This window comes from Gilvibacter sediminis (genome assembly GCF_028561565.1).
In the GTDB taxonomy this organism is placed as follows: domain Bacteria; phylum Bacteroidota; class Bacteroidia; order Flavobacteriales; family Flavobacteriaceae; genus Gilvibacter; species Gilvibacter sediminis.
Map to the genome: position 1 here is coordinate 174,095 of NZ_JAQQTE010000023.1, position 22,548 is coordinate 196,642.

General features: G+C 42.8%; 21 protein-coding genes and 1 tRNA gene. 6 read left to right on the plus strand and 16 right to left on the minus strand.

Going from position 1 to position 22,548, the window contains the following annotated elements; translation table 11 throughout:
• Positions 1–17: 17 nt before the first annotated feature.
• The 9 genes from POW22_RS15065 to POW22_RS15105 all read right to left on the minus strand — a co-directional run bounded on the left by POW22_RS15065 (position 18) and on the right by POW22_RS15105 (position 11,185).
• Positions 18–1,199 carry an AIR synthase related protein gene (locus tag POW22_RS15065; protein ID WP_272833594.1) on the minus strand — a complete coding sequence of 394 codons (1,182 nt, stop codon included), beginning with the start codon at positions 1,197–1,199 and terminating at the stop codon, positions 18–20.
• 65 nt (positions 1,200–1,264) lie between these two features.
• Positions 1,265–2,773, minus strand: a complete 1,509-nt coding sequence (locus POW22_RS15070) for a carboxypeptidase regulatory-like domain-containing protein (RefSeq protein WP_272833595.1) — start codon at positions 2,771–2,773, stop codon at positions 1,265–1,267.
• A gap of 9 nt (positions 2,774–2,782) precedes the next feature.
• Positions 2,783–4,201 (minus strand): CsgG/HfaB family protein, encoded by a 1,419-nt coding sequence (locus tag POW22_RS15075; RefSeq protein WP_272833596.1) that lies wholly within the window; start codon positions 4,199–4,201, stop codon positions 2,783–2,785.
• A gap of 11 nt (positions 4,202–4,212) precedes the next feature.
• Entirely contained in the window at positions 4,213–4,605 is a 393-nt protein-coding gene (locus POW22_RS15080; RefSeq protein WP_272833597.1) for a curli production assembly/transport component CsgF, read from the minus strand.
• Positions 4,606–4,614: 9 nt separating this feature from the next.
• On the minus strand, positions 4,615–5,394 hold the full coding sequence (locus POW22_RS15085; protein WP_272833598.1) for a CsgE family curli-type amyloid fiber assembly protein: 780 nt from the start codon (positions 5,392–5,394) through the stop codon (positions 4,615–4,617).
• Positions 5,395–5,397: 3 nt separating this feature from the next.
• Positions 5,398–5,892, minus strand: coding sequence for a hypothetical protein (locus tag POW22_RS15090; protein WP_272833599.1), 495 nt, complete (start codon positions 5,890–5,892; stop codon positions 5,398–5,400).
• A 112-nt stretch (positions 5,893–6,004) separates the two neighbouring features.
• The gene (locus tag POW22_RS15095) at positions 6,005–7,261 is read right to left on the minus strand and encodes a hypothetical protein (RefSeq protein WP_272833600.1); all 1,257 of its coding nucleotides are present in this window, start codon (positions 7,259–7,261) and stop codon (positions 6,005–6,007) included.
• 115 nt (positions 7,262–7,376) lie between these two features.
• Entirely contained in the window at positions 7,377–8,501 is a 1,125-nt protein-coding gene (locus POW22_RS15100; RefSeq protein WP_272833601.1) for a hypothetical protein, read from the minus strand.
• A gap of 500 nt (positions 8,502–9,001) precedes the next feature.
• Positions 9,002–11,185, minus strand: a complete 2,184-nt coding sequence (locus POW22_RS15105; protein WP_272833602.1) for a glutamine synthetase III family protein — start codon at positions 11,183–11,185, stop codon at positions 9,002–9,004.
• A gap of 189 nt (positions 11,186–11,374) precedes the next feature.
• Between POW22_RS15105 and POW22_RS15110 the strand changes: the two genes are divergently transcribed.
• Entirely contained in the window at positions 11,375–12,385 is a 1,011-nt protein-coding gene (locus POW22_RS15110) for a glutamine synthetase beta-grasp domain-containing protein (RefSeq protein WP_272833603.1), read from the plus strand.
• A 54-nt stretch (positions 12,386–12,439) separates the two neighbouring features.
• Here the strand turns inward: POW22_RS15110 and POW22_RS15115 are convergent, their stop codons facing one another.
• The gene (locus tag POW22_RS15115; protein WP_272833604.1) at positions 12,440–13,387 is read right to left on the minus strand and encodes a calcium/sodium antiporter; all 948 of its coding nucleotides are present in this window, start codon (positions 13,385–13,387) and stop codon (positions 12,440–12,442) included.
• 159 nt (positions 13,388–13,546) lie between these two features.
• On the opposite strand from POW22_RS15115, the gene POW22_RS15120 reads away from it, so the two are divergent.
• From POW22_RS15120 to POW22_RS15130, 3 genes are read left to right on the plus strand one after another with little or no spacing between them, the layout of a single operon-like run.
• The gene (locus POW22_RS15120; protein WP_272833605.1) at positions 13,547–13,909 is read left to right on the plus strand and encodes a BlaI/MecI/CopY family transcriptional regulator; all 363 of its coding nucleotides are present in this window, start codon (positions 13,547–13,549) and stop codon (positions 13,907–13,909) included.
• Positions 13,909–16,347 carry a M56 family metallopeptidase gene (locus POW22_RS15125; protein WP_272833606.1) on the plus strand — a complete coding sequence of 813 codons (2,439 nt, stop codon included), beginning with the start codon at positions 13,909–13,911 and terminating at the stop codon, positions 16,345–16,347. The genes POW22_RS15120 and POW22_RS15125 overlap by 1 nt, the downstream gene beginning before the upstream one ends.
• Positions 16,348–16,407: 60 nt before the next feature.
• Entirely contained in the window at positions 16,408–16,557 is a 150-nt protein-coding gene (locus POW22_RS15130; protein WP_272833607.1) for an SsrA-binding protein, read from the plus strand.
• Here POW22_RS15130 and POW22_RS15135 read toward each other — a convergent pair.
• Positions 16,554–17,066: an adenine phosphoribosyltransferase gene (locus POW22_RS15135; protein WP_272833608.1), complete on the minus strand. Its 513-nt coding sequence runs from the start codon at positions 17,064–17,066 to the stop codon at positions 16,554–16,556. The two genes, POW22_RS15130 and POW22_RS15135, sit on opposite strands and share 4 nt — an antisense overlap.
• Positions 17,067–17,129: 63 nt before the next feature.
• On the opposite strand from POW22_RS15135, the gene POW22_RS15140 reads away from it, so the two are divergent.
• A tRNA-Arg gene (locus tag POW22_RS15140) sits at positions 17,130–17,203 on the plus strand.
• Positions 17,204–18,033: 830 nt separating this feature from the next.
• Here the strand turns inward: POW22_RS15140 and POW22_RS15145 are convergent.
• Positions 18,034–19,233 (minus strand): sensor histidine kinase, encoded by a 1,200-nt coding sequence (locus POW22_RS15145; protein ID WP_272833609.1) that lies wholly within the window; start codon positions 19,231–19,233, stop codon positions 18,034–18,036.
• Between the two features lie 115 nt (positions 19,234–19,348).
• Complete coding sequence (locus tag POW22_RS15150; RefSeq protein ID WP_272833610.1) at positions 19,349–20,311, minus strand: sugar phosphate isomerase family; 963 nt, start codon at positions 20,309–20,311, stop codon at positions 19,349–19,351.
• Between the two features lie 99 nt (positions 20,312–20,410).
• Between POW22_RS15150 and POW22_RS15155 the strand changes: the two genes are divergently transcribed.
• The gene (locus tag POW22_RS15155) at positions 20,411–21,175 is read left to right on the plus strand and encodes a DUF6090 family protein (RefSeq protein ID WP_272833611.1); all 765 of its coding nucleotides are present in this window, start codon (positions 20,411–20,413) and stop codon (positions 21,173–21,175) included.
• A 174-nt stretch (positions 21,176–21,349) separates the two neighbouring features.
• Here the strand turns inward: POW22_RS15155 and POW22_RS15160 are convergent, their stop codons facing one another.
• The 3 genes from POW22_RS15160 to POW22_RS15170 are packed head-to-tail and all read right to left on the minus strand — an operon-like array spanning position 21,350 to position 22,513.
• Positions 21,350–21,823: a hypothetical protein gene (locus tag POW22_RS15160; RefSeq protein ID WP_272833612.1), complete on the minus strand. Its 474-nt coding sequence runs from the start codon at positions 21,821–21,823 to the stop codon at positions 21,350–21,352.
• 26 nt (positions 21,824–21,849) lie between these two features.
• Positions 21,850–22,320: a hypothetical protein gene (locus POW22_RS15165; RefSeq protein WP_272833613.1), complete on the minus strand. Its 471-nt coding sequence runs from the start codon at positions 22,318–22,320 to the stop codon at positions 21,850–21,852.
• 43 nt (positions 22,321–22,363) lie between these two features.
• Positions 22,364–22,513 carry a hypothetical protein gene (locus POW22_RS15170; RefSeq protein ID WP_272833614.1) on the minus strand — a complete coding sequence of 50 codons (150 nt, stop codon included), beginning with the start codon at positions 22,511–22,513 and terminating at the stop codon, positions 22,364–22,366.
• Positions 22,514–22,548 lie beyond the last annotated feature (35 nt).

The window sequence follows — 22,548 nt, forward strand, 5'->3', positions numbered from 1 at the left end:
TCGTAAATTTACGACAATTAATGATAGCGGAACTCCCCGTATTCACTGCGAATGGTGAGTGATTTTTCCGCTGAATCCTCTACCCTTCCTATACGCTGGGCCGCTACGCCAAAGGATTCAGAAATGGCGATGATCTGCTCAGCAACCGCCTCCGGAACGTAGAGTTCCATACGGTGTCCCATATTAAAGACCTGATACATCTCCTTCCAATCGGTTCCGCTTTCTTGCTGGATCAATTTAAAGAGCGGAGGCACCTTAAACATATTGTCCTTAACAATGTGAAATTGATCCACAAAGTGCAAGATCTTGGTTTGGGCACCGCCACTGCAATGCACCATTCCGTGAATTTGATCTCGGTTTATATCTTCTAAGATCTTTTTGATGATGGGCGCATAGGTACGCGTTGGAGACAATACTAGCTTTCCGGCGTCCAACGGACTGTCAGCAACCTCATCTGTTAGTTGCTTAGACCCGCTGTACACTAGATCTTCTGGTACTTCGGGATCAAAACTCTCTGGATATTTACTGCTGAGTTGTTTTCCAAACACGTCATGTCTAGCAGAAGTAAGTCCGTTACTGCCCATACCGCCATTGTACTCGGTTTCGTAGTTGGCCTGCCCATAAGAAGCCAAACCGACAATAACATCACCTGCCTGGATATTGCCGTTATCAATCACTTCATCACGACGCATGCGCGCTGTTACTGTAGAATCAACGATAATGGTTCTAACCAGATCTCCTACGTCCGCAGTTTCTCCTCCGGTTGGATAAATATCCACGCCAAAATCGGCCATTTCTTTAACCAATTCTTCTGTTCCATTGATGATGGCGGCGATCACTTCTCCCGGGATCCGATTTTTATTTCTTCCGATGGTTGAACTCAAGGTTATCCCTGAGGTTGCACCAACACATAATAAATCATCAAGATTCATCACTAACGCGTCTTGGGCTATACCTTTCCAAACCGAAAGATCTCCGGTTTCCTTCCAATACATATAGGCCAAGGATGACTTGGTTCCAGCTCCATCTGCATGCATCACCAAACAGTGATCCTCACTCCCGGTCAAATAATCGGGAACGATCTTACAGAATGCTTTGGGAAACAAGCCCTTGTCAATATTCTTAATGGCATTGTGAACGTCCTCCTTCGCAGCAGAAACTCCGCGACCAGCGTAACGTTTGGAAACCTCCTTACTCATAGTGTCGTTGACTTAAAGGGCAAAAATACCACAATTGCTATAATTACTAAAGCAATTAGAGGGTCTTACTCTTCAAAATCAACCATGGAACCGTTGGAGACTAAATTCGCATCATTTGGAGGCGGTGCTCCCAGGTCATGAACAAAGACGTTGGGAATAGCCGTAGATGATCTTGCTTTATCTGTATAGTAGATATTGTTCTCATTAGGTCCGAATCGCGGATCGAAATTATTACGCCCACTTGTAACGAAAGTTTCTATCTCCGTTGCGGTAGTTGTTGGAATATCGTAGATGAAAATTCGTGCGTCCTGCGGCAGGTATGAAGGCAATTCCAAACCTGAGGTGTCGTACCAATACAATACTTTGGATCCATCAATATTTAGATCTAAACCTCCAGCAGCTCCTGGCTGTCCATCAAATATTGTATTGGTTAGATTTCCGTCAGTATCTACAGTAATAATAGACACATTATAACCGTTAATATCGTTGAGTTTTAAGGCGATTACGTCATTAAAGGCGCTCCAAGCAATTTCAGTCACCAGCATTCCTGAGGCTGGCTCAAAGAATGGAGTAGTAACTCCTGTTGTTGCAGAAGTACTTACGCGGCGCACTCCGCTTAAGGTAGGATATAAAATACTTGCACCATTGGGTTCCCACGCAAAGTCAACCTCGTTGAGGTCAAAACCACTCACCGGAACCGGGAAGGTCAGTCGGCGTTTATCTGAACCGTCTTCATTCATGAGAAATAAATGTGTTTGTCCTCCAACACTTTGCAGGTAGGCGATCTTACCAATAGCACTGTTTTTTCGCGGACGCCAGCTGTTGGTCGCTTCTGAGGTAAGCTGGATCAAATTTCCTTCTAGGTCAGCTCCAAAGATCACGTTATTGTCACCTATTTTACGTACAAAGAGGTAATCCGCTTGCGGAATCGCAGAAGTCTCGAAACTACTGATAGCACTTAAAACCGGAGGATTCACTCCGTCATCAGCACTGATTTGCCAAAAGTATTGTGCAGAGTTAATCAGGCCGCTGTTCACCGTTAAGGTAGTATCGGTAACCGTTTGAAACTCGAGCACCTCATCATTTTGATCGTTCTGCAGGCTGATGGTATATGTTACATTGTCATCCTCGTCTGGATCACCACCAGACCATATAAAGTCCAAACTCAATGGTAGGTCTGTCGCATTATTTGCTGGTGCAATGGGCACCGGCGTAAAAGGTGAGGAATTCGCAACAACTTCTTTATTGAGTTCAAAGATCACATTGGACTCACGATTGGTTTGAATCACTGCTGCTTCAAAATCAACCACAAATCCGTCGAGTTCTGCTTGAACCGCGTAATCTCCAACAGGCACACTTTCAATTACAAAAAGTCCTGATTCAGATGTGAACACCGTGCTTGTTATAGGCTGGGTAGAGATCTTTACATTGGCCAAGGGCTCGTTATCTCCACTAGAAACTACTAATCCAGTCAATGTACCCGTAGCTCCATCTTCAATTTTATCTTCACTACAACCCCAAACAATAGCAAGGGTTGCAATAGTTAGGTATCGAAATATAGTCTTGAAATTCATGGTCCTTGTTTAGTTTGTAGGTTCCGGAGCTTTGCCTCCGCCAAAATGATAGTTTAGTCCAATTCCAAAGGTCAAATAATGGTCATTGCGAGACCCAAAGAAAACATCGTCAATCTTATCGGTAAAAGTCACGTGATAACCCGCTCTGGCCATAATGGAGAAATTCGGGTTAAGTGTGTACTCAAATCCCGCACCGCCTTGAACTTTAAAGAATCCTTCCCAGTTTTGGAGAAAGCGTGCCTTTGAGCTATCCACAAAACTCATATATCCACCGCCACCATAAAAGATGGGAGAGAATTTATCGTAAGGCAGTAAACGGAACTGCAAGTTGGCATCACCCGTCAACCACCAATAACGATTAGAAATTGCTTTAGAAGAATTAAGTCGAATTATTGATCCCTCGACGCCTACTCTAAAGGCGTCAGAGAGTTTGTATTGATATCCAAGGCTCGCATTAGCATCGACCTCACTAGAAGAAAAATCTCCATTAATCAAAGCCCCACCGAGATTCACATTTAATACATGTTTTTTCTCACTGCGCTCCGCAAGCTCGCGTTCATAAAGCCCTGTAGAAGCTTCTAATTCTTTTTCTAATAGATAATTATCTATCAGAGCCTGATCAATATCCTGACCATCTTGAGATTGCCAAAGGCCGTCCATAATACCTTCAATGATTAAGGCTTCAACAGCTTTTTCAATGGCCTCAGAAACGGCTAACTGGGTAGGCTCATTCTTAGTAAAACCGGTCTCGACCTCTAAAAGGCGTTGAAAATTCACATAACGGAAAAGGCTCACATCCACTGCTTGGGATAGAATGGTCTTGGACACATAAACCGTTTTAAGAATAGCTCCATTACTGGTCGATACAGCGCGGAGATAAACCGTGATTCGGTCTTGGCGGTAGCGGGTAGAACCCCCAGCTCCAAAATAGCGTGCTCCTGCTCCACCTGTAAGAATATTGGTGTCATAGGAAATAACGCCTCCCTCTAGAAGTATCCCAGCAAAAAGCAAAGGCTTTAATCTAGGAATGTTCGCATCTGGATTGGCTTTGCGATAATCGTCACGCGTAGAGCGTATAATATTACGTTCGTTGAGTAGGTTACTCAAATTCTCGCGTTCAATTGGATTGAACCACTTTGAATCTTCCAAGGCCTTTATAAGGATGGTCGTAGCTCCTTGTGTAACCGCAGTACTGAAGGTACTACCATTCTCCACGGCTTTATATTGACCCGTTTGATCCTTGAAGTTATAGACACCTACAACGATAGGTTCGTTGGGTACTGGTAGTTGCTTTAATGTTGTGGTTTGAGTCGATTGCTCTCCAAGGCGTGCCGATTGAACATCAACGGGCTGATTGAATAATGCCCCGCAGCTATTAAAAAGCACAACAAGAGACAAGAGGAATATCCTCGACAGTAACGTTTTCATTACTTAATGATCTAGTTAGGAATGATTATTTGGGTTTGTTCACCCGTAGAGGTATCGAGAATATTGACCACAAGTCCTTCTGCAGAATCGAAAATCTCCAAGGCTAAAGTACCAAAGCTGTAGGTACCCGCTTCAAGACCATCCCCTAATTGAGAAGTGAACAGACTACGTGTAAGCTGACCCAGTACTTGTCGATTAATGCTTTCAGCAAAATTATCAAGTGTGGATTGATCATCCCGGAGCGATACATCGTTAAATCCATTTTGAGCATTGGCAGAATTTAGCAACCAATTATAGTTGAAGGTATCACCACCGAATGCCGGGTTAACGGCTCGATAAACCAACTCTTGTCCAGAGACAGATTGAGCGATTCCAAAAAGTAAAAGCGTTAGTAAAATCCTCATGGGTTAAAGCTAATATTTTTTTATGTTATTTTGATCACGTTTTTGCTGTTGTAAGAACCTAATAGTTCGACTAAGTGCAATGTCGGCCATTTCTTTGATGTAGTCGCTTCTAGGGTTTACGAAAAACTGCCAAACTAGTGTCTCTCCAACCTTGACCTCTACCTTAGTATTTGTTCCTAAAGCAAGCAGTTCTTCGATGGTAATTATAAACTCTGAATTTACATTCTTGCTCAAATAGTTTGCGTAATATTCGCGATAAAAGTCGCGGGCAGGTCTGGTCTTGGTATTCTCAATTACGAGACCCGTTAGAACAATTCCGTCCGGTTCGTCATTGAGTTCCTGTTCATTCTTAACTTCTTCAATCTCGAATTTGAACAGATCAGGATCGTTTTTATCGTCTCCGTAAAAAACCACTCGGTCCTTACCGACTATTTTCTCGTTCTCATCGTAAATTAAAAGCAGGATGATCTTTCTTCGCTCATCCCTTCTGGGCAGGGTAATACTGTTTAAATTGCGTTTTTCACCGGCAGACAATACAAAGCGCTCTTCTTGGTCCTCCTTGACAGAGCTGCCGTCATCCATCTGAACAAACCCAGACATCACATAACGTAAGGATTTGTCAATTGGCGTTTTGTTCTCGCCTGAGGCTACGATGTTGATAAACTCGTCGTTGAAGGAAATGTCGAGCTTGGCTTCAATTTCTTTATTGTAGATCTGGGCTAGTGTCAGCCCTGAGAATAACATCAGGACGACCGATAAGCAGTATCGTCTTTGTCCTGAGTAGTTCATGGTTTAATTAAAACTTCGAACGATGATGGATTGGTTTTGACCTTGCATAGAAACTTTCATGTCTTCGGTAATACTATTACCTCCGTGAAATACAAAGTTTTGGCTTTCTCCTTCTTGTACAATGGTCAGATTGTGTACACGGCTGTTTAAACTAAAGTCGTTTACCAGGTGATTTGTCCCGCGCTGCACCACTTGTTGATTGATCAAGTCAGCTCGCAATTGGAGGTTGACAATATTGTCTTGTCCAATTTGAGTGATCGCAAAATTGCTTTGCAAGGCTGAATTATCAATTCGAACATTATTGTTCTCTCCAATTTGATCAATAAAAACAGTATTGCTTGATTGCTCGGCAATGGCTACATCTGTGCTTTGCTGCTGAGTCTGAGACAAAACCTCCTGCTGTTGCGCAGTATTAGTCTCTTCAGTATAAGTTTGCGCTTGAACGCCTCCAATGGAGACTACAAGCAAAAACAATAGGATTCGAATTTCGTTTTTCATATTCAGCGTTAATTTACATAATTAATTAACGTTATAATGGGCGTGTTCTGTTAAAAAACACGCCCAGTATAATTTATTAGGAGAAACCCTTAGAAAGGATTTCAACGTCTACTTAGTCGTTTTGAGTAACAACTGAAGAGTTTCCGTTACCTACTTGAGTTACAACACTCATGTGTCCTAACCCGTTTTGAGTAACAGTACTTGTATTGAAGTCACCAGTTTGGCTAACTACGCTTTGGTTCAAATCTCCAGTTTGGATCACTCCAGAAATGTTTCCATCTCCGAATTGATCAACATCGCTGAAGTTCTCATCTCCAAATTGCTTCACATCACTGAAGTTTCCGATTCCCACTTGGGTTACGAAACTGTCATTGCTGAATCCACTTTGAAGAACACTGCTGTTGTTCAGCAGTCCTTCTTGGTATACATCAGACTCATTTTCGTCACCTACTTGGGCAACTCCTGAACTGTTGTTGTCTCCAAGCTGTACTACATATGAGTAGTTGTCGTTTCCATTTTGGTTAACCAAAGATCCGTTAGCATTACCTGTTTGGTAAACTTCAGACCAGTTGTCGTCACCAGTTTGGTTCTGAAAACTACCGTTGAAGTTACCGTCTTGGATATTGAAGCCAAGGTTGTCGTTACCGGTTTGTGTAGTAACGCTATTGTTATTGTCTCCATATTGACCAGCTCCGGCGTAGTTATCATTACCTGTTTGGTTCATGTCATTGGTGTTATCATTACCAAACTGTTGGTTCTCTGCAAGATTTCCGTTTCCAACCTGATCTTGGTCGTTGTCGTTATCGTCACCTTGCTGATCGCTTCCAGCGTAGTTGTCATCACCTTGTTGAAGGATATCGGATTCGTTATCGTTTCCGATTTGACGATTCTCACCTGTATTGTCATCTCCTTCTTGAGTGACGTTAGAAGTGTTGTCGTTTCCTATTTGTCTAACCCATCCGTAGTTATCGTCAGATCCGTCACCGTCAGCATCACCAAATTGGTTTACGTTTGCTTCGTTGTCGTTTCCTTCTTGATAAATCTTAGAATAGTTATCGTCGTTAATTGATGCACCTGCGCCAAAACCTTGATACGTATTGGCAGAGTTACCATCTCCAAGTTGATCAACATCAGATTCGTTATTGTTACCTAGTTGATCCGTATCATTTGCGTTAAGAGATCCTGTTTGGTCAACAGCAGAAGTGTTTTCATCTCCAACTTGATCAACAGTAGAACCGTTCATAAACCCAGTTTGGTTAACGGTCGAACCGTTCATATTACCAGTTTGAGTTACGGTACTGTTGTTCATTTGAGCGAAAGACGTTGCTGCGAACAACAGTGCAAATGCACTTAAAATTACTTTTTTCATAAATATAAAATGTGGGGAATAGCAGTTTCCTGCATAGACCATAATTACGATCTGATTTGAACTACTACCTGCCTGGTGCAGGTAGCAGATCAAACCTGAGATCAATTAATAATAATTAGTCGTTTTGTGTAACAGAGCTCATGTTTCCGTTACCTGTTTGAAGAACAACTGACATGTGCTGAGTTCCGTTTTGAGAAACTGTGCTCATGTTAGAGTTTCCAATTTGGTCAACATCAGACATGTTGTTGAATCCATCTTGAGTAACATAAGACTCGTTCAAGTCTCCAGCTTGGTCAGCAGTAGAAACGTTTTCGTCTCCAGTCTGAGTAGCGTTAGCGATGTTGTCGTTTCCGATAGATGTGTTCTGAGCGTCGTTCAAGTCTCCGAACTGTCCAATATAAGCACTGTTTCCGTCACCTACTTGGTAGTTTCCGAAGAATCCTCCGTTAGCGTCGTTCATGTCACCAACTTGCTCGATAGCAGAAACGTTCATGTTCCCGTACTGTCCAGTACCAGAGTTGTTGTCATTTCCGATAGAAGAGTTAGTAGCGGTGTTCATGTCTCCCTCCTGGTTGATACCCCAGATAAGGCTAGAACCACCACCTAAGTTACGCTCACCATCTTGTAGAGATGAAGCCGTGTTAGAATCACCAGTTTGGGTGATCTTGAACTGGTTCTGAAGTCCGTTTTGTCTTAGGTTGTCCATAACGTTGTTGTTACCAACTTGGTCAACATCAGCGTTGTTTTCATCACCTGTTTGGTAAACACCCCAGAAACCACCGTTAGCGATGTTTCCTACACCGTCTTGGAAAATGTCAGAAACGTTGTCTGCACCGTCTTGACGAGTACCAGCGTTGTTTCCATCTCCCAAAGAAGTAGTGTTGGCTAAGTTGCGCTCACCAGTTTGGTAAGTACCCCAGATAAGTCCGGCACCACCACCTTGGTTACCATTACCTTCTTGGTAAGTGTTAGAGTCGTTGTCAGTTCCCGACTGAGTAGTACGGAATTGGTTGTTGTTTCCAATTTGATCAACGTCAGAATCGTTGGTAGTACCATTTTGCTCTACAAGAGAGTTGTTGGCATCACCAATTTGGTCAACGTCAGAGTTGTTCATGAAACCAGTTTGAGTAACGGTAGATGCGTTCGCATTACCGTCCTGGAATACATCACTATTGTTCATCTGTGCAAAACCCACAGTTCCAACCAATAGTGCTGCTGCGCTTAAAATTACTTTTTTCATAATTGTTTGATTTAAAGTATAAGGATTAGGAATTAGTATTCAATAATAAGGAATCGCCTGCGCGAGAGGGTGTGTGTTTGGTAAAATTTGGCAATGTATTTCCGGTCACGCCTGTTTGCGATTTTTAATTAATTGTTTTTCAGCATGTTAATTCGCAGCTTTTGTGAGTTAGCCCCGAATTCAATTTGGGATGTGTTGATGTTTAGTAGCTCTGAACTTCTCGTTTTACATGAGCCACAGGGGGAGTTTGCGTTTTAAAGCGGAATAAATATAGGGAAGATTCTACGTAGGAAAAAAGGGGTAAATCCTGTTGATTTTTACAAAGGTTTAAATTGTAGGACAACCCTTACTCGAAGTTAAAAATTAGCCGACCTTCGACCTAATTTTGTCGGCGAAAAACCAATATCTTTCGATATTTTGAAATGTTAATTTTTTGTTAATTCCTACAAAAGCGCGAAATCGTTTTCGTACACCACGTAGAACTACGTAGTTCTACGTATCTAATTTGTAAAAAGTAGCTCCCTGTACTTGGTTAGGGGCCAAAGCTGATCATCCACCAACAGCTCTAACTTATCACAATTCTTTCTAACTGACTGAATATGAGGGAGTACAGTCTCGCAATAGGCCATTGCTCTTTCACTTGCACTGAGCACATTGGCTTGCTTTCGAGCCTCAATCATAGCAGCAACTCCCTGATTGATCTCTCTGATGTAGCCCGAAATCTGCTCTAATAAGCGTAAGGGTTCTTCGGTATATTCATTTGTGGTTTTGCCGTACACGGCTTTTAGACCAGAAATATTCTCAAGCAAGACATTCTGATATCTTATGGCTGTAGGAACGACATGGTTTCGGGCAATATCTCCAAGCACTCTGGCCTCGATCTGAATACGTAAGGCATACTCCTCCATTTCGATCTCATAGCGCGCTTCAACTTCGGTCTTACTCAGAATTCCAAGCGATTCAAAAAGAGCAACACTCGACGCACTAATCTTAGCTTTTAAAGCCTCTGGAGTATTCTTGGCGTTTGAAAGTTTGCGTTTCTTAGCTTCCTTCTCCCAAGCTTCCCCATAACCATCGCCTTCAAAACGAATGCGTTTGGCGTCCTTAATATACTCTCTCAGCACATTAAAGATGGCATCGTCCTTTTTCATGCCCTTCTGATCAATTAGCGCATCGACTTCAAGCTTGAAGTCCTGAAGCTGTTTAGCAACTATAGCATTGAGTACGGTCATAGAGTTCGCACAATTAGCACTACTGCCCACAGCTCTAAATTCAAATTTGTTCCCCGTAAAGGCAAAAGGTGAAGTTCTATTGCGGTCTGTGTTGTCTAATAAGATCTCAGGGATCTTCCCTACTACGTTGAGTTTAAGCTCGGTTTTTTCTTGCGGTGACAATTTACCGCTGGTTACTTTTTCAAGTTCATCAAGTACAGCTGTGAGTTGTGACCCAATAAAGACGGAGATTATCGCAGGAGGCGCTTCATTAGCACCTAGTCTATGATCATTCCCTGCACTGGCTATTGAAGCACGTAAAAGCGCTTCATGAGTATTCACAGCTTTAATCGTATTAATAAAGAAGGTAAGAAACTGTAAGTTCTTCATTGGCGTGCTCCCGGGGCTGAGCAAATTGACGCCCGTATTGGTTTGCAAAGACCAGTTGTTGTGTTTTCCAGAACCGTTGATCCCGGCAAAAGGTTTCTCGTGGAAAAGCACCTTAAAGTGATGTCGTTTGGCCACCTTGTCCATCACATCCATTAATAAGGAGTTGTGATCTACAGCCAAATTAGCCTCTTCAAAAATAGGAGCCAACTCAAATTGGTTAGGCGCGACCTCATTGTGACGTGTTTTTACAGGAACACCCAACAGCATACACTCACGCTCTAAGTCGCGCATAAAATTCAATGCCCGTGATGGAATAGATCCAAAATAGTGATCGTCCAACTGTTGTCCCTTCGCAGATGCGTGTCCTAATAAGGTACGTCCCGCCAACATAATATCCGGTCGTGAAGCTGCCAAAGCCGCATCGATCAAAAAATATTCTTGCTCCCAACCTAAAGTAGCATTAACCTTACTGACGTTCTTATCAAAATAACGTGCTACTGAAGTTGCAGCGGCATCTACCGCTTGTAAAGCTCTTAATAAAGGAGTCTTATAATCCAAGGCTTCACCCGTATAGGAAACAAATACGGTGGGAACACAGAGCGTAGTTCCATAGACAAATGCCGGAGAGGTTGGGTCCCATGCAGTATAACCTCGGGCTTCAAAGGTATTTCTGATTCCACCATGTGGGAAGCTGCTCGCATCAGGCTCTTGCTGTACTAACTGACTTGCGCCGAGTTTTTCTATAACGGAACCGTCTGCCTGCGTTTCAAAAAAGGCATCGTGCTTCTCCGCAGTGGAACCGGTTAAAGGCTGAAACCAATGCGTATAATGTGTCGCTCCTTTAGATATGGCCCATTCCTTCATTCCTGCAGCGATATGACCAGCCGTTTGCCTATCGATCTTATCACCCTTTTCAATAGCTGCCAGAATGGTTTGATAAGCGTCTGAGGTTAAGTACTGACGCATGGCCGAATCATTGAATACATGTTTGGCAAAGAGTTCGGAGCGGCGTCCGGTCTCTTCTACCTTAATAGTATCGCGTTGAAGTGCCGTTTGCAAAGCATTGAATCTGATCTGTGCCATGGTTCTGATTTTTGACAAAAATACAATTTAAAGCAGTCAAAACTACGATTAAAACAAAATGACCCCCTAAAATTGAGGGGGTATCAACAAAATAATCAATTTTGTTGAAAACTTACCCCCTATTTCTTTAGCGGTTCACTTAAGAGTATTACTTTTGCATCGTTCATTTAATATTGAAGTATATATATTATGAGTAAAACTAAACTAGAGTACATTTGGTTGGACGGTTATTATCCCACCCAAAACATGCGAAGCAAGACTAAAGTAGTAGACGATTTCAGTGGAAATCTAGAAGATTGTCCAATTTGGTCTTTTGACGGCTCTTCTACCAAGCAAGCGGAAGGTAACTCATCTGACTGTTTGTTGAAACCCGTAGCAATTTATCCAGATCCTGCACGTAGAGACGGGTACCTGGTTATGACAGAGGTATTAAATGCGGATGGAACTCCACACGAGTCTAACGCACGCGCTACTATTGATGATGACGATAACGACTTCTGGTTTGGATTTGAGCAGGAGTACTTCATTATGGACAAGCACACACAACTTCCTCTAGGATTCCCAATTGGTGGATACCCTGGACCTCAAGGAATGTATTACTGTTCTGTTGGAGGTAGAAATACACACGGACGTGACTTTGTTGAAGAGCACGCTAATTTGTGTATTGATGCTGGATTGAACTTTGAAGGGATCAACCAAGAGGTTGCTTCTGGACAGTGGGAATTCCAATTGTTCGCCAAAGGAGCTAAGAAAGCTGGAGACGAGATTTGGGTAGCTCGCTACTTATTGGATCGTCTTACCGAACAATACGACTACTATATTGAATACCACCCAAAACCAGTAAAAGGTGACTGGAACGGTTCTGGTATGCACGCGAACTTCTCAAACACCACATTGCGTACTTGTGGTTCACAAGAAGTATATGAAAAGATCTGTGAAGCCTTCCGCCCGGTGACCAAAGAGCACATTGAGGTGTATGGTGAATTTAACGATCAACGTTTGACTGGATTGCACGAAACTGCATCGATCAAAGACTTTAGCTACGGTATCTCTGACCGTGGAGCTTCTATCCGTATTCCTATTATTACTGTGGAAAAAGGATGGAAAGGATGGTTGGAAGATCGTCGTCCAGCATCTAACGGAGATCCATACAAGATTGCAGGAAGAATCATCAAGACAGTTAAATCTGCTGATGTATAAACCCTGAGATTATCTTCAAATAAATTTAAGCGTCTGTTTTTACAGGCGCTTTTTTTATATAAATGCTAAGGCAACAAAGACCGCGTAACCGATCACTAGAAGCAACCCTTTATAACGCGCAAAGACAAAACGCTTGGGAATAAAGGCCAGAGGAATTAAGACCGCGGCAAAGGCCAGCATCCAAAAGATATCTGCTGTTAATACCTTAGGATCATTGAGTCCAATGGGTTGAATAATTGCGGTAAGCCCCAAGACCGAAGCAATGTTGAAAATGTTGGAACCAATTAGGTTTCCTAAAGAAATGGCTTTCTCCTTTTTAAGCGCCGCGATCACGGAAGCCGCCAGTTCTGGCACTGAGGTCCCAATGGCGATCATAGTCACCGCAATGACGCGTTCGCTGATTCCTAAATCAGTAGCTATTTCTACAGCGCCTTTTACTAATAACTCACTTCCACCCCATAAGGCGACGCCACCAATAAGTAACCAGATTATAATTTTTACTCCGGAGGTCATGGCTAGAGCGCCGTTTACACTGCCCTCATCTTCACTCTTTGCTCGTAAACGCGCACGGCGGATCAGCAGATACAAATAGACCACTAATGCACTGATGAGCATAATTCCCTCTAAGGAGGAGATCACTTTATCATTCAGCAGAAAAAGGTAGAGCGCCCCACTGAGCAGCATCATTACCGGCCAATTGAATTTGTAGAAATCCTTGTCTATGGCCAGCGGCATGATCACGGCGGTTACTCCGAGCACCAAACCTATATTAGCAATATTGGAACCGATCACGTTCCCCAAAGAAATGTCTGAATGTCCGTCCAAAGCGGCTTGAAGACTCACCAAAAGCTCAGGCGCGGAGGTAGCAAAGCTTACCACGGTAAGCCCGATGACCATCTTGGAAAGTTTCAATTTAAAGGAAAGGGCTACGGAAGATCGGACCAAATACTCGCCCCCTACTACCAACAGCGTAAACCCTAAGAGGATATACAGTACACTCATTCACTTAATGTATGCGACGAAGATACTACAATAATAAAGGACGAACAACGACCAAAAACAGGGAATTTTTGATCCTTTAAACAATATTTAACTATAATTGTAGTTGTATAACTAGAAAAATAGTTATAGATTTGATTCATCAATCAAGCACAAGGTATTATGGAAAGACTCACCAATAAAGAAGAAGCGATCATGCAAGCGCTTTGGAAGCTTAAAAAAGCTTTTGTCAAAGAGATTCTTGCAGAGTTGGATCACAACAATCATTACAATACGGTATCAACGATTGTTCGCAACTTGGAAGAGAAGGGATATATAGGACACCAAGCCTTTGGGAAAACGCATCAGTATTTTCCACTGGTAAGTAAAGAGGCCTACACAGACACCTTTATGAGTCTGGCCAGTGAGCGTTACTTTGACAGCAGCTTTAAGAATATGGTGAGCTTCTTTGCCAAAAAAGAGAAGATTAGCGCCGCTGAGCTCAAAGAGATCTTAGACATCATTGAAAACAAAAAAGAGGACTAATGGAACTGTTCTACTACCTAATAAAATCAGCCAGTATTTTAGGACTCTTTTATGTAGTCTATTGGTTTGCGCTTCGCAGACATACCTGGTTTATTGCCAACCGCCAATATTTGATCTTCGGAATTTTAGCCGCTTTGTTGCTTCCCCTGGTTGAATTCACACAAACTGTCTACGTACCTGCTCCGGACTTGATGCCGTCAACTTCTTTTGCGGGGACACCTTTAATGGTTACAGAGCAAGCACCCGTAGCCACAGCCGAACCCTTTGATTGGGTCTTACTCGCCGTAAGTCTTTACCTAATTGGATGCCTCGCCGGTCTGATCCGTTTTAGCTATCAGAGTTGGTCCTTGTTACGCGTTTTAAAACAGGGGAACTACGAGAAGCACAACAAATTTTACTATGTAAAGACCAATCAGAATATAGCGCCATTCAGCTTCTTTAAATATTTAGTGTACAATCCAGAATTACACAGCGCGGAAGAATTGGAGATGATCCTTCAGCACGAACGTGCCCATGCTCAAGGATGGCATTCTGTAGATGTGCTTTTGAGTAATCTTTTGACCATTGTTCATTGGTTAAACCCAGTGGCTTGGCTTTATAAAAAATCAATCATTCAAAATTTGGAATACATCGCGGACCAACAAACGGTACGAGAAGTTCCTTCAAAAACTGCTTATCAATTGGCGTTGGTCAAAGCCTCTACAGGCGCCCAACACCTTGCACTAAGCAATTCATTCTATCAATCATTCATCAAAAATCGAATAGTTATGTTAAATGCAAATCAAAGCCGCAAGATCAAAAAGTGGCGCCTTTTATTAATCCTGCCCTTGTTGGTTGGGTTTATGTACAGCTTCAATGTGAATACAGAAGTTGCTTATCTAGAAAATGAAGAAGCTGCAGCAGCTACTGCAGTGACGCCATCTTTCTTGATTGACAAATTCTCAACTCAGGCAGATATTGACGCCGTTGAAGCCTATTTTGCCAGCAATCACCCCGAAGTGACCATTGAATTCAGCAAAGAAAAGTGGATAGACAACACTTTGACCGCGTATCAAATGGAAGTGAACTTCCCTCAGAGCACTAGCGGTGGTGGAAAGCTCGTTGACGAGCGCACGGATGAGGCTGTTATCCCACGTCTGATTAGCTTTAATGAAGGTCCTGAGATCCTTATTGAACACCCAGATCCAGACCGCCAAGATTATATAGTGGTCAATGAAGAAGGCTTGTCCATTTTTGATCCAGAAATTGAAGCTCAATTTGACGAGTTTTACGAAAAATCACAGGAGAATTCCTCTGCAGTGCAAGCTTCTTCTGTGGTATCCGGGACTGAAGTAGTGAACACTACTCTAAAAGTAGATGATGCCGCCACCTTCCCGGATTACCTTTTCATTATTAACGAAAAGCCTTGGATAAGCGAAGACTTTCCTGAAGGAAAAGTATTGACTACTCCCGGCTATTTAGAATTTCTTGAGCCTGAAGAAGGCATAGAAAAATTTGGTCAAACTGGTGCCGACGGTGTTGTAGTTGTCCATGGCAAAGCCAGCTTTGTGGATGAAAATTTACCAAATACCACTGGAATTGAACTGAGCGAAGTCAAAGTAATGATCACCGCCAATATGACGCGTGCAGAATTGGACGAGAAGATCGCCTACCTCAGCGAGAATTACGATATTGAATTGGTCGTGGAGCAATTGGATTACAATGCCGATGGCATGATCACTCAAATTGAAATCAGCTACAGCCGTGCTGGAAACTCGGGCCACTACTCCATCAACAATGATGACAAAGCCATAGACGATATTGTTTTGATCTTTGGAGAGGACGGCAGCATGAGCAGCATGTCTGGAGGTAATCGTGCAGACGCTCGATTGGAAGCTCGCAAAGCAGCTATGGAAGCGCGTAAGACTGCTATGGAAGCCCGTAAATTGGCCCGAGCTGATATGCTTGAGGCCCGTAAAGCTGAGATGGAAGCTCGTAAGGCAGAGATGAAAGCGCTCCGTGAAGCTCGTGAAGCAGAATTGGCCACTATGAGCGATGCTCAGCGTGCAGAAATGGAAGCTAAGGTTGCAGAACTCAAAGCTAGAGAAAAGGCTTTAGCTGCTGAGCAACGCGCTCTTGCCAGAACATCTTCTACGGTAAACGGTAGACGCGCTAGTGGCTATGCCAGACGAACCAATAGCAGAACTACGGCCACAGTTTCTAGTTATGGTGTTTCTGATGTCTATATCACTAAAAACACCACCGATGCTGAGTTGGAACAGATCAAAAAAGAATTAGCTGCAGAAGGCGTTAGTTTTACTTTCAAACGCGTAAGACGCAATGCTGCAGGACAGATCACCGGAATCAAGATCATTTTGGACAATAACAAAGGCAGTCGTTCTTCAACGCAAGTTTCTGGAGAAGATAATGGTATTGACGATATTCATTTAGAGTACTAAGTCTCAAGGACAATAAAAACAAGCCCCGACCGAGTTCGGGGCTTTTTTTATATTTACCCCATGGCGAACTTCTACAAAATACTCGCAAAGCTCAACAAGGCTGTTCTGCCCAGCATGACCAAAAAAGGCTTAGATCTCGCAAAGGCAAAGAAATGGCAACTGGCGCTAATTGGCTATCGCGCTTGGGTTACCAAAAAAGCTTTGGATTAATAGGACAAAGGGCTGTAAATAGTTTTATTGGAAAGTCTTTCACGTCCGTTTAAGAAACTTAATTCCATTAAAAAACTACAGGCCACCACTTCTCCACCCAGCTTTTGAATAAGGGCACAACTGGCCGCTGCTGTCCCACCCGTGGCTAAAACGTCATCATGAAGAATCACACGATCCCCGGGACTGATAGCGTCACTGTGGATCTCTAAGGTATCTGTACCGTATTCTAACTCATAGGATTCAGAAACAGTTTCAAAGGGTAATTTGCCTGGTTTACGCACCGGCACAAACCCAATTCCCAACTCTCGCGCTATGGCCATTCCAAAGAAAAATCCACGAGCTTCCACCCCAACTACTTTGGTAGCCCCTAATTCTTTTAAAGGGGCGACTAACTGCTGCAAACACGCTTCTCGCGCCTGAGCATCTAACAATAAAGGAGTTATGTCTTTAAAACTGATTCCCGGTTTTGGAAAGTCTGGTACTACGCGAATAAACTGATTGAGATCCATGAATTTTTTAAATATTTGGCTTTGTGGTAAATTTAAAAAGAAATATATTTGCACCCCAATAACGGCCTCGTAGCATAACTGAATAGTGCACTTGATTACGGCTCAAGAGGTTGCAGGTTTGAATCCTGCCGAGGTCACAACAAGCAAGAAACCACACTCAAACGAGTGTGGTTTTTTCGTTTACGAGCAAACCAAGCTTGCTTGAGTTTGTGAGTGAACGGAAAAGCCAAAGACGCAACGCTAGTTGCGGCTGGTTTCTTATTTTCAAAAGTGAGCTTTGTCAGGAAATTTGCGTCTTTGTTCACCGTAGCATTAGCACAGGTAAGAGTAAAGGATTTTAAAACAAAAATCAAATTAAAAAAACCACCCAACTTCTAAGCTGAATGGTTTTTGAAGTACCATGTGTTAAATGAAACACTTTAAACTAAGCCTTAAGATTCTTTTGTTTACTTTTACAAGCAAATTGAATCTTAAAATCTTAGATTTGATTTTAAGAAAAACCATCTATCTGGGTTTTTTAAATTAATCGAAATCTTTTAGATAGGTTCCTGGGTGTTGGAGCATCCAGGAACTCTTTTTTCACCCTCTGTGAGGTCACAGATTATTATATAACAAAAAAAGCCCCGCCCTTTCGGACGAAGCTTCGTGCTAAGATACAAAAAATATCAATACGCCCGAAAAAAAGTTAAACACAGTTCTAAACATCTTCCAACATTACATAAGCAACAAAGGTTTTGAGCTTTCCATTTAGACTGCGGAGCGCAAAGGAACTTTGCCTAGCAAAGACTCCTACAATTAAGGCCCTCCCCCTTCACCAACAGCCCAAACTCGCGCAAGCGATTGAGCGGTATGTCTGAGCTATTTGCAAAGCAAAAGCGAGTAGCGAAAGCGCGGTCCTGTAGTTAACTTGATCAGCTACAGGAGGCGCCCAAAAAAATATTTACTCAGCCCTCTTCACCAATTCAAACTACAACGGCAGCTCGAACTTAAAAGTAGTTCCATTCCCGTTTGCGGATTCCAGCTGAATGCTTCCCTTTAGACTGTCAATCACTTTTTTAACTGTCGCCAATCCTATCCCGGTACTGGTACGCCCGAATTTATCTGTGGATTGCAGCGCGGTAAATAGCTCAAAGACAGCTTCCTGAGACTCCTCTGGGATTCCAGGACCATTATCAGATACTTCAAATGCGGATACTTTGTCATGTTCACGAAAACGAATTGTGATTTCTGCTTGATCTTTATCGTTGTGCTTTATGGCGTTAGCAATTAAATTCACGAAGATCTGTGTGAGCGCTGCTTTGTTTACGTACATCTGCTTTGGAAGCAAATCCAACTCAAAGTGAACCGATTCATCTGCTCTAAATAAGCCCAATAACTCCTTGAAATAAGCTTCCGTATTGTACCACGAATGCGCCTGCTTTAAAGCTTCATCGGTTTTATAAAATTTCAGCACACCGTCTATATAATCACGCAAAGTGTCTGAGGACTCTTTTATATAATCCAGATACTGTCGCGTTTCTTCATCCAAATTGGTTTGATTATCCTCCTCGATCAATTGAGTCAAAGCGGTAATCTGTGCCAGAGGAGATTTGAGATCATGTGAAACGACCCCAGCAAACTTCTCAAGATTGTCATTGCGTTGCTGCAAATTCTTTTGAAGCTTCTCTAATTTGAGATTCTTGTAATGCGCTTCAAACAATCGCATGACTTGTTGTGCCATAGCCAGCAGGGCTTCTTGCTGTTGAGGCGATAAGGTTCGGGGCTTAGTGTCATAAACGCAGAGGGTTCCCAATCGGAAGCCATCTGGATCCACCAAGGGAGCGCCAGCATAGAAAATGGCTTGATGCTCTGATACTAAAGGATTGTCGTGAAATCTTTCATCCTTGCGGGCATCCTCAACGATCATGATTTGATCGTCTGAGTTTATCGCGTGACCGCAAAAGGATATGGCCCGTGGCGACTCATTAAAAGGGATTCCATGATGGGACTTTAAAAAATTGCGCTCCTTATCTAAAAGGGTCACCAAGGAGATGGGCACATCACAGACCATGGCCATCAGGGCGGTGATATTGTCAAAACTTTCTTCCGGAAGCGTGTCAAGGAGTTGATATTTTTCAACAGCTAATTGACGTTCGACTTCGTTTTCAGGATATTGCGGGGGTATCATGCTTTACCGAAATTCTAAGTAGAACGAAATTATAAAAATTGTACCTCATTCTTTCTTAATCAAATGATAAAGACAATCCCCATCGTTTTATCGGTGATAACTGTCATTAATCATCCTAATGCGCTTCTGGCCTAAGCGGGCCAGCCAACTCTTTCATAAAGATTAGTTTCCCTGGAATGGTCGGCATCCAGCTGGAGGTTACCCAACGCGAAGGTCCGTATTGCAAGGTCACACAAAGACTCATGCCCTGCCAGCAGGCACCTCTTGACGGATAAATGCCATCTGCACCACCAATACAGTAGTCACTTTCTAAGAACAAACCAGGCCCCACGGTGTTGGCCCAGCAAGGAATCAAGGTGAAGCGACTCGCAAAACTGTGCAACGAATTTTGTTCTACGGTAAGCGGGTGCAGCGCCTGCCCTATTCGGTGCGTTTGTGCGCGCCAATCTGAATCATTGCTGTATTCATCGCCAATTTGAGGTTCCCAAAAGGCAATATGACAAGCCCGGCCAATACCGTATACGGTGACCAATTTTCCTCCGGACTGCTTAATGGCCTTGATCTTGTCGGCATAGGTGGGCAAATTGGCTTTGGTGGCAAAATTGCGCTGCTGCTTAGGGACCGTCAAGTCACCTAAAGGGTCAAACAAAGCCTCATTCATGGCCTTCTCAAAACCTCCATCTTGGTCCGGCGGCATGGTATTGCCCTCACGATCGGACCATTCGTCCATATTAAAGGTGGTCATATGATCTGCAGACACCTGATGTCTCGTTAACATATTCACCACGTACTTATACATGCCCATGGGCCCAACAGGAAGGATGATGGCCAGCTGTTGATTGTTGGCTCGGGTTTCCATGATAACCTGAGCGATCTCCTCACCCATACGCTGTTCCATCTTTGCTAGACTGTCTACAGGTTCTGGCGCAAACTCATCGTGCCAAAAGGAAGCGCGTTTAGTGACTCCCTCTAAACCTAGATCACAACATTGATCAATTTTTTGGTAATCCCAACCTGTAGGGTAAAATCCCTCTAGCAAAGATCCTTTCACGGTATTTGCAAAGTCTAATTTGGCCATATATTCTGATTTGCGTTGTTAGTTGTTTTTATGCTGATGCATTCTACTAAAGGTACCAAAAAAATAAATGAATTACTTTAGTGAAAACTATTGGATGCCATGGCAAAGATCTTTCGCAAGTTCAGATGGAAACAAATCAAAACGGGCAAGCTGAGACAGTACAGTCTCTACGCCGTTGGTGAGATTCTGTTGGTGGTCATTGGTATTTTGATCGCCTTGGGAATAAACAATCGGGTGGAAACCAACAAACAACTTGAACTGGAGCAGGGATATTTGAAGGCTTTATTGACGGACTTCGAGATCAATCAGCGCAAGCTCAACAATTTGATCAATGCCAATCAAAACAATTACGACAATTCCCTTAAACTAATAGGGTTAATTGGTCAAGAGCGGGTTGAAGAAAGTGAATTTGCCCAATTGATGGTCACCACCTTTTCTTATGACATCCATTACAATCCGAACAATGCGGTCTTGGATGAATTACTCAACACGGGAAATCTAAAAAGCATCTCATCCACCTACCTCAGACAGCGCCTTACGGTATGGATCGCCATGCTCGACGACGTACAAAGTCAGGAAGAGGAACTTGCCAAACAACGCGAGAAGGCTATGGAAATACTATTGTCTGATCAGTACAATATGCGATCACTCCTGGATGAGACTGGAATCAGTACAGAGGAATTGAAACTCGCTCCCTCTCCCAAGGATTCGGCCTTTGAGCAATTACTCAACAACAACAGTTTTGAAAGCCGTATGCTGCTCTTTGCCCTAACCAGTAGAGGTACTCAATTGGAACACTATTTACCTTTAAAAGAAGAGATCGAGAACATCATAAAGACCCTCACGGAAGAACTGGAGGACTGAGACCGTAAATTATTCGAACTAACTTACAGGCAAACTCATTTTAACTGAATCCACTTAAAATAATTGGTGATCAAACGCTCTAAAACTGCAGTTTTAAGCATGAAAAAAGCCACAGCAAAAACTGTGGCCATCATCAATCAAACGAACTATGGAAAATACTCCGTTTGGATATTTTTAGTTGAACTGATATCGGATTCCTAAGGCGATATCAAAGTCGAGGTCATCGCTGAAGTCGTCATTGAAACCGAGTTCGGGTCTAAAGTCGAGAGATAAGAGTAAGGGGATGTCAAAATTGTATTCGATTCCGATATCTCCGGCAACCAGCGCAAAGGTTCCATCATTCTCACCGGCATCAAAGGCACCGACTCCACCACCAGCACCGACGTACCAGTTGAATCCGCCATCAATATTCATCACCCATTGGTAAAGCCCAACGAGCTTAAAGGCTTCTACATTGTTGTTGTCTCGCCAACCTAAATCGAATTCCAAGCGGTTGTTGTCATTCAAATAGCGCTGGTATGAGATCTCAGCCCCAAAGCCGTCATTGTCTCCTACTCGAAGTCCCAAGGCGTTCTTGGCAATATCTTGTGCTTGGGCGGTCATGCTCATGGCTACCAAGGCAATGACTGTTAAAAGGTATTTTTTCATAATTGTTTTGTAGTAGTTAATGAATATTATTGTCCTGCAGCGATGGATACGTCTTCTACCACCACCGTCAAGTCATTTACCGCCACGGTTTTCACAATGTAGGTTCCTTCTTCAGTGACCAGACGATTGCTGCTTGGTGAGGTTTCAATGAATAGACCATTTGCTGTTGCGATATAATCTAACTGATTGTTCATGTCCTTGGTGTAGGACAGAATAACTTCCTTTTCATAGATATCGTCGTTGTCATTGTCAATCCAAACGGTACGATCTACGTAAACCGGAGAATACGCCTTGTTCTGATTTAGATCATAGCGCTCGTCAATGTCCAAGACATGCGGTTGGCGCTCTTTGGTAATGGTTTTCACCTTGAAAGTTTCACCAAATGAATTGGTGTAGATCTGTACTTTGGTGATCTCAGTGAGGTTGATATTGGTTTGCGCACTTACTGTTGCCGTGGTAAAAAGCCCTAGTAGAGCGATTTTAATTGTATGTATCATAATGTGTTTTTTTACAGTTAATAATTAGTGTTAAGTCAGTTGTTTATTTTGTAGCGTCATCAATTTCATCTCCAACTTCTTCAACGCCTTCTTCTACAGCGTCTCCTGCTTTTTCAGCAAATGTTTTTTCTCTACAACTAGAAATCGAAATAGTAAAAATTGCTAAGGCTAATACGGTCAATAATCGTTTCATTTTTTATCTTTTTTGTTACACTACAAAGATCCGAA